Source organism: Hymenobacter rubidus, assembly GCF_016734815.1.
Lineage (GTDB): Bacteria > Bacteroidota > Bacteroidia > Cytophagales > Hymenobacteraceae > Hymenobacter > Hymenobacter rubidus.
This window is the reverse complement of sequence record NZ_JAERQF010000005.1, coordinates 53,863-72,148: the sequence shown is the minus strand read 5'-3', so window position 1 is coordinate 72,148 and position 18,286 is coordinate 53,863. Positions and strand designations below refer to the sequence as shown.

Here is an 18,286-nt window from a genome sequence, read left to right as displayed (position 1 = left end):
CGACGACCAATTCCCCTAGGGCCGTCGCGGCGGGAGCGGCTCGCCCTTGGCCATGTTTCTTAGCCCTTGCTGCCGCGCTGCGGCGCGTTCGGAACCGAACCGTTTGGGGCATTAGGGGGGAGCGCAGGGCCGTTATAGCAGTAATTTTTTTATTCGTATCGACTATATGTAATATGTATTTTTCAAGACAAAAATATCTAATTCCCGAATTAGGAATAGTTGAAATAGTATTATAAATAATTCATTTTTTTATATCATCAGCACGCCGTTGATTTGCCTGGCTATAGCTCGCGCCGGCGTCAACGCTCTTGCATCGGACGGGATGGCAACTCAGAAAAGCAACGGGTATATCGAGCAAAGGCAACCCCTGTTATGCAGCTTACTCAACACGCAACCAAGCACTGCTAGCGGCTTGGCATTCCGGCAAATACGCCGGACAAAGAGCTGCCTTGCTTACCAGTCTCAACATGGTCAGAAGCCTATAAGAGTTTCTGCGGAATAAACCTATCAATACAACTGCCTGCACACAAAGCCCTTTTCCGAATAGCCTTGCTTTCTCCTCAACCTTAATTCTTACTGCCTTGAAACACCTTGACTTTCTGCTAAATCTGCTGCGACCCCGGGTGGGGCATTGGCAATTGCTCCTGGCTCTGGCATGGCTACTGATAAGCATACCACAGATTCATGCTCAACAGCTCTTGCCGCCCGGCCCCCAAACCGACGGCTCCGTGAATGTGACTTACCGCCAAGGCGGCGTCCAGTACGTGGGCGGCTCGTTTACGCAGGTGGGCACGCCCACCGGAGCGGCCGCCCTACTGCCCGGGCCAGGCGACACACCCAACCCCGCCTTCCCCAAGGTGACGGGCACAGTGAACTGTTCGGCACCGGACGGGGCGGGCGGCTGGTACCTGGGCGGCTCGTTCACGCAGGTGGGTGGAGTAGCCAAGCAGAACCTGGTGCACGTTACCAGTGCGAATGCGGTGGACGCCAGCTTCGGAGCAGGCGCTAACGCCACCGTGCGGGCCCTGCTATTGAATGCTGGCACTTTGTATATCGGAGGTGACTTCACGACGTTGAGCGGGCTTCCGCGCAAATACCTCGGCGCACTCGATGCTTCCACAGGTGCTGTGCAGAATTTTGACCCTAATCTCGACGGGCCTGTGAACACGCTGGCCCTGAATGGAACTCGCCTGCTGGCAGGTGGTCAGTTTCAGCGGGTGGGCGGTAGCCTTTGTCCGAACATAGCGGCATTCAGCACGGCCACCGGCGCACGTGTGACCCACACCCAGGCCGACGGACAGGTAACGGCGCTGGTGGTGGATGGCACAACGACTTATGCGGGGGGCGCGTTCCAAGGATTTGGGTACAACACTGGTTACAGTACCTTGCTGGGTACTGCCTCAGACGTGCCGGCAGCTGGCTGGCCATTCATCAATGGCACGGTGAATACCACGGTGCCTGATGGAAGCGGCGGCTGGTATGTGGGCGGCTCGTTCAGCCAAGTGGGCGGTGCCAACTGGAGCAACCTGGCACACATCAGAGCCGATAATACGTTGGACCCCAACTTCGGACCCGCCCCAAACGGAACGGTAAGCACCTTGCTGCTGAATGGCACAACGCTGTATGTGGGCGGTGATTTTACGATAGTAGGCGGCGCGGTACGGAACCGCTTAGCGGCTCTTGACGCGACCACCGGGGCGGCGACTACCTTCAACCCCAACTTAAACAGCCGGCCCAATGCACTGGCCCGGCTGGGCACGGCTTTGTATGTGGGCGGCGGCTTCTCGAGCGCTCAGGGCGCTCCGGCCCGCAATTTAGCCGCCTATGACCTTAGTACGGGGCTGCGCATGCCTTATCCCGGCACGAGCGGTGCAGTAAACGCGCTGCTGGTGGACGGTACAACATTGTTCGTGGGCGGGCAGTTTTCCAGTGTGGGGTTTTACACAGGTTATTCGGCGCAGTTGAGCACCACCTCAGATGCACCTACAGCCAACTGGCCGGTGATAAACGGCACCGTGTATGCTACCGCATCTGACGGCAGCGGCGGCTGGTATGTAGGTGGTGCATTCAGCCAAGTGGGCAACATAAACCGCAACAACCTAGTGCATATCACAGCGGCCAACACGGTTGATTTAAGTTTTAATCCTAACCCCAATTCCAGCGTGCAGGCGTTGCTCGTTAGTGGCGGCACTTTGTACGCAGGTGGGCAGTTTACTACTATTGGCGGGCAGCCGCGCTACTTTTTGGCGGCACTAAATGCCGCAACCGGCGCAGCTACCAGCCTAGACCTGGGCACCGGCAATACCGTGCGTAGCTTAGCCTTGATAGGCACTACCCTATACGCGGGCGGAGACATGGTGCAGACCCAGAGCCTGCCTACCCGCTACCTGGTAGCGTTGAACACCAGCACTGGTGCCGTAGTACCAACTATCGGCACTAACTCGTCGGTACAGGACCTGCTAGCCGATGGACCGACCTTGTACATAGCTGGCAGCCACACCCAAACAGGGATACCAACCGGTACTTCTACTTTGCTGACAACCAGCAATGACCAGCCGTCTTCTACTTGGCCCTTTGTTTATGGCACGGTGTATACCACCATTCCTGATGGCAGCGGCGGCTGGTTTGTGGGCGGTTCGTTTACTTCCTTGGGAACGTTGCCGCGCCGCAACTTGGCGCACGTTCTCGCCAACAACACCGTGGACCCGGCCTTCGCGCCCGACCCTAACAGCACGGTGCAGGCGCTGGTGCTGCAGGGCGGGACGCTGTACGTAGGTGGGTCATTTAACCAAATTGGTGGGCAAACACGGCCCTACCTGGCAGCCGTGAGTCCGACGACCGGCGCGGCACTGGCTCCTTTTGATGCTGCGGCCAACTCAACGGTGAACACGCTGGTAGCATCCGGCACGACGCTGTATGCGGGCGGTTCGTTCAGCAGCATTGGCGGTCAAAGCCGAGCCTATCTGGCGGGGCTCGACCTGACTACTGGCGTGGCCACAGCTTGGAACCCGGCCGCCAACAGCACCGTCACAGACCTAGCGTTTGACGCTACCGTGGGGACGCTATATGTGGGCGGCTCGTTCAGCAATATTGGTGGGGCATCCCGGCAGTACCTCGCTTCTTTTGCCACAGCAACCAACACGCTGAACGCCTTCAACCCCAGCCCCAACAGCACGGTATTGGCACTGGCGCTGGCCGGCAGCAACTTGTACGTGGGCGGTTACTTCAGCGCCATTGGTGGGCAAAGCCGCCAGTACCTGGCGGCCGTGGACAAAACGACGGGGCTGGCTACTACTTTCAATCCCCGCCCCAACTCATCGGTGAATGCCGTGGTCACCGACGGTACCACGCTGTTTACGGGCGGCAACTTTACCCTCATCGGCACTGGACCGGGCACAGCGCGCAACTACTTGGCGGCCTACACCCTGAGCACCGGCGCCCTCACCACTTGGGACCCCAGCGCCAACAGCGCCATCGACGGATTGGCGACCGATGGCTCCGGCATTGTGGCCTTCGGCAGCAGCCTTTCGCTGCTGAAAGTTGCGGCCAACCGGCCTTACCTCGCGGCCCTAAATACCGGAACAGGACAAGTGGATGCCGCCTTCAACCCGAGTCCCAACAGTACGGTGATGGCCTTGGCCGTAGTTGGCAGCACCCTGTATGCAGGCGGCAACTACTCCACCATTGGTGGCCTTAGCCGGCAATACCTGGCAGCGGTAAGCAAAACGACCGGCGCAGGCGTGGCCGCCTTCAACCCGCAGCCCAACAGTCCTGTTTATGCCCTAGCTACGGACGGCACCACACTCTTTGTGGGGGGAACATTTACCAGCGTGGGCACAGGCCCCAGCACTGTGCGCAACCGGCTAGCGGCCTTTGCGCTGAGCACCGGTGCCCTCACCGGCTGGGACCCCAACGCCGACGGCACCGTGGAAACGCTGAGCCTGAACGGCAGCACAGTGGTAGCCGGCGGCAGCTTCAACTACCTCAAGTATCAGACCCAGAACGGGCTAGTGGCGTTGGACGCCGCTACAGGCTCAGCCAATACCGGTTTTGTGGCTAATTTTAACTACGCAAGCTATTATGGGTATGCTCCCCAGGTACTGGCCATGGTAGGCAGCACGCTGTACGTAGGCGGCAACCTTTACTACTTCAACGGGAGCCCAGTCAGCAACATTTTGGGACTGAACAAAACCACTGGAGCGTTGAGCGGCTTTGCCCCAACCGTCAACGGAACGGTGACCGGATTGGCCACCGATGGCACAACACTGTTTGCGGGCGGCAATTTCTCGCAGGCCGGTGGCAGCCCACGCAACAACCTCGCGGCCTTCACGCTGGGCACGGGTGCGCTCACCGCCTGGAACCCCAATGCTAACAGCACGGTGCAGGCCTTGGCCCTGAGCGGCACGGCCATGGTAGCCGGCGGCAGCTTCAACTACCTGAATTACCAGACCAAAGCCCGGCTGGCCTCGCTTACCAGCACCGGGCAGGTAAACACGGCATTCAGCCCGCCAAGCTTTAGTAGCTACTACGGTTCCCCGGCCAGCAGCATGGTGGTGTCCGGCAGCCGGCTTTACGTAGCCGGTGACTTCTACTACTATACCAACAGCAACGGGGCCAGCCGGAACCAGTCCTCGGTAAACAGCTTTGACAAGACGACAGGCTTCGACGACGGCAGCTTCACGGTGGCTTTCGGCAGCTATGGCCAGGCCCAGGCCCTTGCCACCGACGGCACCACCCTGTACGTAGGTGGCACCTTCACGCAGGTGGGCACGGCAGCAGGCTCGCCCCAGCGCAACCGGCTGGCAGCCTTCAACTTGAGCACGGCGGCCCTTACCGGCTGGGACCCTAGCCTGAACAACACCGTGTATACGCTGGCCCGCAACGGCAGCGATGTGCTGGCGGGCGGCAATTTCACGCTGGGCAAGGCACTAAACCGAAACGGCCTGTTTGCCTATTCGGTGCGCACGGGTCAGGTACTAAGCGGATTCAATGCCAATTTTTCGAACGGACCAGTATATGCATTGGTAGCGGTAGGCTCGAAACTGTACGTGGGCGGGGGGATGTACACTTACAACTCCAGCACAGGTTATAAGGGCGGACTATTTGCCCTTAATAATCTGACCGGGGCTGATACGGGGTTTAATGCTGCACTATACTCGCAGGGCTACCAAGCCGGCTCTGCTCCGGTGATAAGCTTGGCTGCGACGGCTTCCACCGTGTATGTAGGTGGTGGTTTTTATTCCGGCTATGGCTCGCCGCGCAACTACCTGGCGGCCTACGATGTGGCCTCGGATGCATTGGTGAGTGGCTTCAACCCTGCTCCTAACGCTACGGTGCGCGCCCTGACCTTAGACGGCAGCACGCTCTACACGGGGGGTGATTTCACCACCATTGCCGGACAAACGCGCAACCGGCTGGCGGCCTTCGCCACTGGCAGCAACGCGCTTACTGCTTGGAACCCCAGCGCCAATAGCAGCGTGTATGCGCTGGGCGTGAACAGCACGGCCGTGTACGCGGGCGGCTTTTTTACCAACGCCGGTGGCCAGCCCCGCAACTACGCCGCCGCTCTTGATAAGACGACTGCTGCCGCCACGACCTGGAACCCTAATTTGAACAACGGAGTGTACGGGCTGACGGCCACTGACACCCGCGTGATAGCGGGAGGGGTCTTCACGCAGGCAGGCAGCTTGTCAGCGGGCCGAACGGCTGTGTTTGGGCCGGTGGCCAGCACCCCAGTGTTTGTAGCACAGCTCGATAATAAGGTGGATGATTTCACCCTAAGCGCAGACACCCTGCTGGTAGGCGGTGACTTCCTCACTGCTAACGGGCAGTCGCGCGCTTATCTGGCCAGCTTCACGCTGCCAGCCACGCCCACCATCAGCAGCTTCACCCCTGCATTTGGCCCCGTAGGTACGGTTGTAACCGTAACGGGCTCGGGCTTTACCGGGGCCACGGGCGTAACGCTAAACGGTACAGCTGCCACCACCTTCTCGGTGGTCGGTGCCACACAGCTCACCTTCACGGTACCGGCTGGCGCCACCACCGGCCTCATTGCCATCACCACGCCCCTGGGCACGGGCACCAGCCTAACATCTTTCACGGTGACGCCAGCCGTGACTATTACGTCCTTTTCACCCCTTAGCGGCAAGGTAGGCGATGGCGTTACTATCACCGGCACTGGTTTCACAGGGGCCACAGCGGTGCGCTTCAACGGCGTGGCCGCGGTTAGCCCGTCTGTTTCAAGCACGTCAATTTTCGCTACGGTTCCTGCCGGAGCAACTACGGGCCCAATCAGTGTAGTAGCGCCGGGCGGCACGGCTGCTTCGGCCACCGACTACGTAGTGGTGCCCGCACCCACCATCACCAGTTTCTCACCCACGAGCGGGGTAGCTGGCACAGCGGTCACGCTTACAGGCACCAACTTTGGCGGGGCTTCCCAGGTGCTGTTCAACGGCACTGGCAGCAACTTCACCCTAGTATCGGCCACCACTATTACCGCGACGGTACCGTATGGGGCCACCACCGGCCTGATTACGGTGGTCACACCGGGTGGCACGGCTGCTTCGGCCAGCAGCTTCACGGTGGTACCACTGCCCAGCATCAGCTATTTCTCACCCACGTCCGGACCGGTGGGTACCACCGTGGACCTTTTCGGGTACTATTTCACAGGAGCTACTCAGGTACTGTTCAATGGCACGTCGGCTACCTACACGGTGGTATCGGCCACAAATATCAGGGCCATCGTGCCGACAGGTGCCACCGACGGGCTAATTAAAGTAACGACGCCCACTGGCACCGGCACCAGCGGCAGCATATTCACCGTGACGCCCAGCGTGGTGGTGAGCTACGGCTACGGGCCGAACAGCACCTATAACGCTGCAGCTGTAGGCAATGTGGTAACGGTATACGGTTCGGGCTTTACAGGCGCCACCGGGGTGAGTTTCAACGGCACAGCCGGCACAAACATCACCGTCACAGGCAACACCCAGCTCACGGTGACCGTGCCTGCGGGTGCCACCACCGGGCCGATTTCGGTGACGACGCCAGCTGGCACGGGCGTTCAAAACAGTGACTTCACCATCATACCGGCCCCGACCATTACGAGCCTCTCGCCCAGTTTCGGCACGGTGAACTCTTATGTCACGATTTACGGCACGGGCTTCGCTAACGGCGGCACCGTTACGTTTAGCGGCGGGGTCAATTCCACCTACATCAGTGGTTACGGGCCGGGCTACATCACGGCCTACGTGCCCACTGGTGCCAGCACCGGCCCCATCACGGTGACTACGCTGGGCGGTACGGCCACATCGGCTACACCGTTTACGGTAGTGGGCGCCCCCATCATCACCGGCTTTTCGCCCACCAGCGGGCTGCCGGGCACCAGCGTGAACGTAACGGGTACTAATTTGAACGGCACGACCCAACTATATTTTAACAATAGTTCGGCCACGTTCTCGGGCGTCACCAGCACTGGGCTCACAGCGGTAGTACCAGCTGGTGCTACTACAGGGCGTATTACGGTATACACGCCAGCCGGCAGCTACACGACGACCACCGACTTCACGGTGCTGAGCCTGACGCCCACCATCACAAGCTTTACGCCGGCCAGTGGCCCCGTGGGCACCGGCGTCACGGTTACGGGCACGAACTTCAGCACCCTCACCGGCATCACGGTGGGTGGAATTACGGTGACTAGCTACACCATCCAGTCACCCACCAGTGTGTACTTTATTGTGCCAAACAATGCTGTGAGTGGGCCCATTGTGATAACCAATCCCAGCGGCACGGCAACCAGTGCCACTAATTTCGCGGTGATGAGCATCACCTCATTCACGCCTACCAGCGGCGTAGTAGGTGATGTCGTGACCATCACGGGCGTCAATCTGCAAAATGCCACCGTTGTGGCCTTCAACGGCACCAACGCGCCGAGCTTCACGGTAAATGGGGCCGGCACCAGCATTACAGTGACCGTGCCGGCTGGGGCTACTACCGGCGCCATTCGCGTTACGGGCTCGGCGGGCACGGTGTACAGCAACACCAGCTTTACGGTGCTGGCACCGATGCCCTCCATCACTAGTTTTACGCCTGGCAGCGGCCCTGTGAACACGGCCGTAACCATTACGGGCACGGACTTCACCAACGCCAGCAGCGTGCGCTTCAACGGTACTTCGGCGGGCTTCGTACTGAACTCGGCCACCAGCATCAGTACGACTGTACCAGGCGGCGCGAGCACCGGCCCCATTTCGGTAACGACGCCGGGTGGCTCGGCTGTGAGCACCACCAATTTTGCGGTAATTCCGGTACCGGTTATCACCTCTTTTGCTCCCAGCAGCGGCGGTGTGGGCACTAGTGTTGTCATTTCGGGCGGCAACTTCCAGGGCACTACCGTAGTGAGCTTCAACGGCACTTCGGCCCCCGGCTATGTGGTGAACGGCACTGGCACACAGATAACCGTGAACGTTCCCAGTGGCGCCAGCACCGGCCCTATCAGCCTCACCACGGGCGGTGGCACAGCTATTAGCGCTAGTAGCTTCACTGTGCTGGCCACGCCCACCATCGTCAGCTTCACCCCCACCGGCGGCACTACGGGCACCACAGTTACCATTACAGGCACCAACTTTACGGGCACCACTAATGTGAGCTTTAACGGTGCCTCAGCCACGTTCTCAGGAGTAACAAATACCAGCATTACGGCGCAGGTACCATCGGGTGCTAGTACTGGCCCCATTACGGTAACGGCACCGGGTGGTACGGCCGCTTCGGCCAGCAATTTTGTGGTGAACCCGGCCCCTGCCATCGCCAGCTTCACGCCTAGTACCGGAACGGCCGGTACCAGTGTCACCATTACGGGGACCAACTTCACTGGCGCAACTTCTGTTGCGTTCAATGGTGTAGCAGCCAGTTTCACAGTAGCATCAGCCAGCAGTATCACGGCTACGGTACCAGCCGGGGCCAGCACCGGCCCCGTTACGGTAACAGCGCCTGGCGGCTCGGGCACCAGCACCGGCAGCTTCACGGTAATCCCCGTGACGCTGACGACGCAGGCGGCGGTGTGTATCAACTCGGGCACGTTTGCCCTCACCGGGGGCTCGCCAGCCGGCGGCACGTACAGCGGCCCCGGCGTGAGCAGCAACCAGTTCAACCCCCTCACGGCGGGCACGGGCACGCACACCATCACCTACTCCTACACGCTGAACGGTGTGACCAGCACTGCCACTCAGCCCCTGACCGTGAATGCCCTGCCCAACGTGACGCTGGCCGCCTTCGGGCCGCGGTGCCAGGGCAGCGCGGCCTTCACCCTCACGGGCGGCTCGCCAGCCGGCGGCAGCTACTCCGGCGTGGGCGTGAGCGGCGGGCAATTTAGCCCCAGTACGGCGGGTGTGGGCACGTTCACCATTACCTATAGCTACAGCGACGCCAACGGCTGCGCGGCCACGGCCACCAGCACCATCACGGTGCTGCCCACTCCCACCTTCGCCAGCACGGCCTCGCAGGTGTGCACCGGCCAGCCCGTGACCCTGACGGTAAGCAACGCCGGCCCCGGCGCCACCTACCTCTGGAGCCCCGGCGGCCAGACCACGGCCAGCATCACCGACTCGCCCACGGCGGCCACCACTTACTCTGTGACGGTGACCAACGCGGCGGGCTGCACCTATCCGTTCAGCCAGGCCGTAAGCATCAACCCGGCCATGACCGCTCCCGGCGTGGTGGGCCAGTTGCAACCCATCGACGGGGCCAACGGCCTGAGCCTGCCGCTCACCTTCTCGTGGAGCCCGGCCGGGGCCAATGCCCTGTACGACGTGTACGTGTGGCCCACGGCCGGCACCCAGCCGGCCACGCCCGTGGTCAGCGGCATCAACTCGCTCCAATACACCTACAGCGGGCCCATTCCGTACGGGGCCGACTACAAGTGGCGCGTGGTGGCGCGCAATGCCTGCTTCAGCACGCCCGGTCCGGTGCAAACCTTCGGGCTGCGCGAGCTGCCGGACTTGCGCGTGAGCTTCATTCAGAACCCCGACACGGTGTATTCGGGCCAGACCATGCAGATGGCCTGGAACGTGACCAACATTGGCGCGGGCAGCACCCTGGCCCAGCAATGGCAGGACTATGTGTGGCTGAGCCAGGACTCGACCTTTAATCCGAACACGGCGGTGCGGGTAGGCGCCTGGGGCAATACTACCTTCCTGCAGCCCAACGCCACTTACATCACCAACGCCACCTTCACGGTGCCGTATTCGCAGGCTGGTTACTACTACGTGTTTGTGCGGACTAACTCCGGGCCGTTTGCCAGCAACGGCCCGCTGCTGGAAACCGACTACACCAACAACCTGCGCCGCGCCTCCAAGCGCACGCTGATGATAGTGCCGCAGACGCCAGACTTCTCGCTGGAAAACTTCGTGTCGCCGCCCAACTTCTCGGTGGGCTACACCGACGTGACCATGCGCTACCGGGTGTATAACCGCGGCTCGGTAGCGGCCACCCAGGCCCGCTACGACGAGTACTTCATCTCGCCCGACACCATCCAGAACATTGCCCAGAACACCGGGCGCGGCGCGCTGGGCCCCAATGCCATTTCGCTGGGCCGCCAGCTGGTGCGCGACACCCTGCTGACCAACGGCTTCTACGCCCGCACCGTGACCGTGCGCATCCCCCATACCGAGTACGGCACCCGCTACTTCTACTCGTACACCGACACGGACAACGCCATTTTCGAAACGGCCAGCACCAACAACGTGAACCGGCCGGTGCCTGTCGAAATCATTCTGCGTCCCCCGGCCGACCTCACCCCGATTCTGCTCACGGCGCCGGCCAACATGCTGGCCGGCACCAGCACCAGCGTGAGCTGGGACGTGCGCAACATCGGCAACAACGCGCCGGTGCCGGAGGAGCGGTATTGGAGCGACCAGTTCTGGCTGTGCCAGTCCGCCACCTTCGACCCCGCCACGGCTATTCCAGTGGGCGCGCTGAGCGTGTTCAACGGCGATACCCTGGGCGTGCAGCACCACTACCGCCGCACCGTGACGCTGAACATTCCGAACGGCTTGTCGGGCACTTACTACGTATATGGCATGGCCGACTACGTGGCGGGTTCGGCCCGCGGCAACGTGTTTGAATACACCTACGAGGGCAACAACATGCGCCGCTCGGGCGTCGTGAACGTGACCCTGACTTATGCCGACCTGCAGCCCACGGCCTTCACCGGCCCGACCACCATTGACGCGTTCCAGACCTTCACGCTGAACTACACGGTGCGCAACAACAGCACCGCCGTGGGCCCGGCCAACGGCACCTGGACCGACGCCGTGTGGCTGGTGACGCCCGGCGGCTCGATTCCAATCAACAGCGTGAATTGCCAGTCCCCCATTGGCACCGCTACCCACACGGGCCCGCTGGCTGTGGGCGCTTCCTACTCGGGCTCGATGACGCTGACCATTCCGCGCTACATCGACCCCGGCAGCTACGAGCTGGTGCTGCGCACCGACAACGGCAATCAGGTGTACGAATACACGTTTGAGAACAACAACGACCAGCGCTTTGCCATCACCTACCGCTACTCCGACGACCTGCGCCTGACGGCGCTGAGCACCACCGGCACGGCGTATTCGGGCCAGACCATTGGGCTGAACTACAGCGTGGACAACCAGGGCGCCTTCCGCACCCTGGCCACGGGCTGGAGCGATGAGTTTTACCTCTCGACCGACGCCATCCTCGACGCCAGCGACCTGCGCCTGACCACCGTCACGCGCAACGGCGACCTGGCCATTGGGGCTAACTACACCGGCACCGCCACGGTGCGGCTGCCCCACGGCTTGCAGGGCAACTTCTACGTCATCGGCAAAACCGGCGTGCGCGACGGACGCGGCTACTGCAGCGGCACCGTCTCCAGCGTGCTGGTGGATACCAACCCGGCCAACAACGTGCGCACCTCGGCGCTGCCCATCCTGCTCACGCCGCCCTGCGACCTGATTCCGACCGCCTATACTCTGCCCATCGACGTGGTAGCCGGGCAGCAGGTGACCATTCCCTACACCATTCGCAACCAGGGCGTGGGCACCACGCTGGAAGGCGACTGGGACGATGGCGTGTACCTCAGCACTTCGCCGTCGGTGAATGGCTCGGTGGTGCGCATTGGCACCTTCCGCCACCCCGGCACGTTGGCCGCCGGGGCCAGCTATTCGGGCTCAATTACAGCTACGATACCGGCGTATTTATCGGGCAACTACTACGTCTTCCTCGTCACCGACATCACGCCGGGGGCGAATGGCTACTACCCCGTGCAGCTGTGGGGCGGGGCCGTGCAGTATGGCGTGGTGTACGAGCACCAACAGGAGCTCAACAACGTGGTGCAGGGCAGCCTGCTCATTCGGGTGCCGCTGCCGGCCGACCTGCTCGTGACCAGCGTGACGGTGCCAGCCACGCGCAAGCTGGGCCAGGTAATGACCGTGCACTACAACGTGAAAAACCAGGGCGTGAACAACGCCGTGGGCCAGCTCAAGGACGGCCTCTACCTGAGCCAGGACGCCGTGGTGGACGGGGCCGTGGACCAGCTCTTCGCCACCCAGACCCGCAACGTCACCATCACGCCCAACCAGACCATACCCGGCGTGGTGCGCTCGCGCCTGCAGGGCATCCAGCCCGGCAGCTACCACGGCCTGATGGCCACTAACCTGTTTAACGACATCTACGAAGGCCTGCCCAGCAGCCCGGCGGCCAACAACAACGTGACCGACGCGGCCAACCGCCTCGCCATTGACGTGGACGACCTGCCCCTGCGCACGCCCACCAGCTTCCCGCTCATGAAGGACTCGGTGGTGTACTACCGCGTGACGCCTTCGGCCAACAAAGACATGGTGCTGACCCTGACCAGCAACCAGAGCTTTGGCCAGAACGAGATGTACGTGGCCTACGGCCGCCCCCCCACGCCGGCCGACTACGACTTCATTTACCTGAACCAGGTGAGCACGAGCCAGGAAATTCTGGTGCCCACCACCGGCCCGCTGCCCTACTACGTGCTGGTGAAAACGCCTTACGTGTACCCCGGCCTGCAAACGGCCACGCTGTATGCCGACACCCTGGGCTTCCAGGTGCGCAGCATTACGGCCAACCGGGTGGGCCGCGGCCGCGTGACCACCCAGGTGCTGGGCGCCGGCTTCCGCCGCCTGCGCACCGGCCCCACCGGCTACCCGGCCACACGCTTCTACCTCACCAAAGGCAGCAGCCCGGCCATCCGGGCCGAGGCCCAGGTGCTGAAGTTCCGCAACAGCACGGAGGTGACGTTGCGCTGGCGCCTCGACACGCTGAGCGTAGGCGTGTACAACGTGGTGGCCGACAACAACGGCACCCGCGTGCAGCTCACCGATGGCCTGACCGTGGAGCCGGCCCGTCCGCTGAACGTGGACTTTGCCACCATCATTCCGCAAACGGTACGCATCGGCACCAACGCCAACTGGACCTACTTCCTGCAAAACAACTCGAACGTGGACGTGCCTTATTGGGAATTCCAGTACGAGCTGCCGCCCGGCCAGAGCCCGGTTATCACCCACACGCCCAACGTGCGCAAGAAGAGCGACTTTACACCCGGCACGGCCGGCAGTGCTACGCCCCGCAACCGAATGGACGATGGCCTGACCGAAGTGCTGCCCTTCGTGGCCACGGACCTGCGGCCGGGTGAAATCATTCAGGTGAACCTGCGCCTGACCCCGAACCGCCTCGGCGGCCTGCCGGTGGTGTGGAACCAGGCCGCCCTGACCGAGGAGTGGTACACCCGCCAGACCCTGGACTTCATCGACCGCTACCGGGCGGCCGTGCTGGCCGCCCCGGCCAGCTACCCCGCCGGGGTGGCCTCGCTGGCCGCCAACGCCACCGCCTGGCAGGACAGCCTGCGCCGCTACTATGTGCGCGCCGGCCTGCTCGACACGGCCGCGCTGCGGGTTGGGCGCCTGCGCACCGGCTACACGGCTACCTCGGCCAGCATTGCCATTCCAGGGGGCGTGTGCGGCAACTGGGGCGTCACCGAATGCGTGCGCCCCTTCCGCCCCAACCCCTTCAGTGCCAACTCGTACCCAGCGGCTTTGGTGGGCTGCGCCGACTCCATTGTGTTTACCTACAAGGGCCGCGGGGTAAGCTGCACCCAGATTGTGGGCTCCTCCGACCCCAACCTGATTGCCGGCCCCACCGGCGCGGGCCGCCGCAAGATGGTGGGCGCCCAGCAGCGCCTGAGCTACCAGGTGCAGTTTGAGAACGACCCCCATCTGGCCACGGCCCCGGCGCAGGTGGTGCGCGTGATTGTGCCGCTGAGCGCGGCCTACGACCCGCAGCAGTTCCGCCTGGGTTCGTTTGGCTGGGCTACTTACACCTTCCAGGCGCCGGCCAACTCCAGCTCCTACACCTCCCTGCTGAACATGCCCGATTCGTTGGGCTACGACGTGCGCGTGGTGGGCACCGTGGACGTGGTGGGCCGCCGCCTGATTTGGCAGTTCGAAACCATTGACCCCGCCACCGGCGTGGCTCCGCTCGACCCCAACAAGGGCTTCCTCTTGCTGAACGACTCGACGGGCCGCGGCCAGGGTTTTGTGAACTATACCATCAAGGCCAGCCCCACGGCCGTGACCGGTGATACGCTGGCGGCCCAGGCCTCCATCGTGTTCGACACGAACCCGCCGCTGGCCACCAACCGCTGGAAGAACGTGCTCGACGCCGTGGCGCCCACCTCGCAGCTGGCCGCGCTGCCGGCCACCACGCCCGGCGCCACCGTGCCGCTGTCCTGGACCGCTTCGGACGATACCGGTGGTTCGGGCCTGCTCTCCTACGACCTGTACGCCAGCCAGGACGGCGGGCCCTTCCAGCCGGTGGCCCAGAACATTGCCACTACCAGCTACGCCTTCACCGGTCAGTCCAACTCCCGCTACGATTTCTTCGTGCTGGCCCAGGACACGACCAACAACCGGGAGGCGCTCAAGCTGGTCGGCGATGCGTACACCGTGCTCGGCACCGCCCTGCCCGACCTGGTGGTGAGCACCAACCAGACCCTGGCCGGTGGCAGCTACCGCAACGTAACCATCATGCCCGGCGGCACGCTGCACCTGACGGGTGGCCTGACGGTAACCGGCACCATGAGCGTAGGCACTGGCGGCACGCTCGACACGCACGCTGCCAGCGGCTGTGCCCTGGTGAGCGGCACGGGCAGCTTCCAGCTGCAAGCCGGCGCCACCCTGCGCGTGTGCGACCCGGCCGGCATTAGCCGAAGCGGCAACACCGGCAGCGTTCAGGTCGACGGTTCCCGCACCTTCAGCCCCGACGCCAGCTACATCTACGATGGCCTGCAAGCGCAGGTGACCGGGCCGGGCCTGCCCGCCCAGGTGCGCTACCTCGGCAACGTGGGCCAGCTGCTCACGCTTAGCCAGGCGGTGGACATTGCCCAGGTACTGGAAGCCAACGCCGCCTTCAACACCGGGGGCATGGCCTGCACGCTGCTATCCTCGGCCCAGGGCACGGCGCTGGTGCGCTACAACGACGCGAACGCGCCCACCATGACCGGCAACGTGACGGTGCAGCGCTACATCGACCCCGCCAGTAACCCCGGCGCCGGCTACCGCCACTACAGCTCGCCGGTTATCAACGCCCCGTTCTCGGACCTGACCACCACCCGCTTCACGCCCACGCTGAATTCGGCCTACAACACGGCGGCGCAGCCGGGCGGGGTGTCGCCCTTCCCCACGGTGTATGGCTACGACGAAAACCGCGTGGCCACGGTCGGCAGCAACTACGGTCCCTTTGACAAAGGCTGGTTCTCGCCGAGTGGCAACCTGGTGACCGGCCGTGGCTACACGGTGAATATCCCGGGCACGGAGAAGGTTGACTTCGTGGGCCAGCTCTACAACAGCACCCTGAACCTGCCGCTGAGCTTCACGCCCAGCGCCGAGCCCGGCTGGCAGCTGGTGGGCAACCCCTACGCCGCGCCCCTCGACTGGAGCCTGGTGCCCCGCCCCGCCGGCCTCGACGCGGCCATGTACGTGTTCACCTCCACGGGGCAGTATGCGGGCTCGTACCGCACCTACACCAACGGGGTGGGCGACGGCAGCCCGATAGTGCCCAGCAGCCAGGGCTTCTTTGTGCGCACCACGGCGGCCACCACGCTCACCATTGGCAATGCAGCCCGCGTGACCGAGTTCCGCACCACCGACCCCACGTTCCAGCGCGGCAACGACCTGCGGCCCAAACTGGAGCTGCAGCTCCAGGCCGGCACGCCCGAAGCACCTACGGGCCAGCCCGACGCCGCCTACCTGTACATGCAGGCCGGAGCCACCAACGGAGTTGATGCCGTGTACGACGCCGTGAAGCTGGCCAACCCCAGCGGCCTGAACCTCTCGTCGGAAGGCCCGGCCACGGCCACGGCACTGGCCATCAACGGCCTGCCGGTGGGCAGCCTCGCCTCCGCCACGGTGATTCCGCTGCACGTGGCCGTGCCTACTTCGGGCACCTACACCCTGAGCGCGGCCAGCCTGCTCAACCTGCCGGCCAACCTCGACGTGGTGCTCATCGACGTGCTAAGCGGCCAGCGTACCGACCTGCGCCTGCACCCCGCCTACCGCTTCACGGCCGTAGCCACGGCGCCGGCCACCGGCCGCTTCTACCTCAACCTGACGCCCACCGTTGGCCCGCTGGCTACCGCACCGGGCCTGAGTGCCGCTACCGTGAGCGTGTTCCCGAACCCGGCCCACCAGACGGTGACCGTGCTGGTGCCGGCCGTGCGCGGGGCCGCCACCGTGCAGGCCACCCTGCTGAGCGTGCTGGGCCAGACGGTGCGGCAACAGCAAGCAGCGCTGCCCGCCACCGGCACCCGCCTTACGCTCGACGTAACGGGCCTGGCCACCGGCATGTACATGCTGCGCCTGCAAGCCGGCAACGAAACCCTGACCCGCCGCATCACAGTGGAATAAGTTCGGCGTTGCTCACGAACTGCTAAAAAGGTCCCGGCAATAGCCGGGACCTTTTTTTGTTTGAACTGCTGCGCATGTGGTAGCAGCAATTGAATTGGTAAACGAAACAGTTTTGACTGGTTGTAATTGCGCAAAAAGCCCCGCTACAGTAAGACTGTTGTGCTGCAAAGCGTCCATACTGCTTCACATGGGCCCATTCCTAAATAAAGCGCGATGTAAGCTTTGATTTACCTTCACACCATAAGGCGCTATTTGATTTAGCTTACTAGTGAATAGGGCACACCAGGCTAATGCCGATAATTACATTCGAGCTTGGCAACGAGTGAAGCTCGCCCACAGGAGGCTGCTGATGCTGCGGAAATGAATATCCTATTTGGAAACGACCGTAAATATCATCATCTGAAACGATGTCATCGTTTCCATGCAATTCCAAGAATAGTAAACACGTTTGGAAACGAGTCGCCACGGGAAAGGTCACGGGTTGGTTATTAAATTCCAATTGACTGAAATGTAAAGCAGTCTGTCGGGCCGCCGCCCCAATGCTTATTCCCTTGTTGTTATGCCATGCCAGGTATGGTTGGGCATAAGCATAGGAGTGGTGGCTGCGGTATTCATCAGCGGGTTGTGTACGAGTACTATCAAAGCGGATAAACGACGCGGAAAACCCATACCCTCCCAGCACACCCGCGTACCAATGGCTCTTGCCAAAGGTCGTGTACAGCCCCAGCCCCATATCACCCTCGGTACCATAATAATGGTTATTGCCTGAGGTGATAAGGTTAAAGTCTGGATGATGGGCAATATTACCAGTTACCAGTATGTTTTTGAGAGGAGCATAGGCCCCGCTCACCTCAAATTGAGTGGGAAAATGATAGGATATTGCTACCTCAGCTTGGTTGCGCTTATATACCATCGGGGCCTGGATGAGCGTGGGGGTATATACGGAACACCCCGCAGTTAGAAGTGCCATGACGGCGGCGGTACCCCAATATTTCAATCGGTAGAGTTCTTCTCGAAAGGAAGTCATGCTTTGAACAACGCAGGTTTATATTACAATAACGAAGCTGTTTAAGATTAAGAAGGCTGTCTTAAAGCTGGCCACCTGCTTTGGGGCCCGCTCGGAAATAGAATACCTAAACATCTTCAATTTTAATACGATAGTACTATTATTTTACGATACAATAAGGAGCAAACTCATTCCGGTGAAAATGTCGTAAAAGATATCAGCCTTTTGCATACCTCAGTTCTCATTCTGACTTGTAGCAGGAGGCTCCTTTCGGTGTTGATTTCGTACTTCTGGCGCTGGCTACGTATGCAGGGTTTATTATAGTCCCGCTACCGCTTTC

At 62.0% G+C, this 18,286-nt stretch carries 2 protein-coding genes; one reads left to right on the top strand and one right to left on the bottom strand.

The genetic code is table 11. The features are described from left to right. The first annotated feature begins 698 nt into the window (after positions 1 to 698). The gene (locus JKL48_RS05615) at positions 699 to 16,940 is read left to right on the top strand and encodes an IPT/TIG domain-containing protein (RefSeq protein ID WP_201979721.1); all 16,242 of its coding nucleotides are present in this window, start codon (positions 699 to 701) and stop codon (positions 16,938 to 16,940) included. Between the two features lie 265 nt (positions 16,941 to 17,205). On the opposite strand, the gene JKL48_RS05610 is transcribed toward JKL48_RS05615, so the two are convergent. Continuing rightward, positions 17,206 to 17,967 (bottom strand): hypothetical protein, encoded by a 762-nt coding sequence (locus JKL48_RS05610; RefSeq protein WP_201979711.1) that lies wholly within the window; start codon positions 17,965 to 17,967, stop codon positions 17,206 to 17,208. Between the last annotated feature and the right edge of the window lie 319 nt (positions 17,968 to 18,286).

Coding starts and splice junctions, on each gene's coding strand:
- JKL48_RS05610 (WP_201979711.1), bottom strand. CDS start 17,967: ATGACTTCCTTTCGAGAAGAACTCTACCGATTGAAATATTGGGGTACC.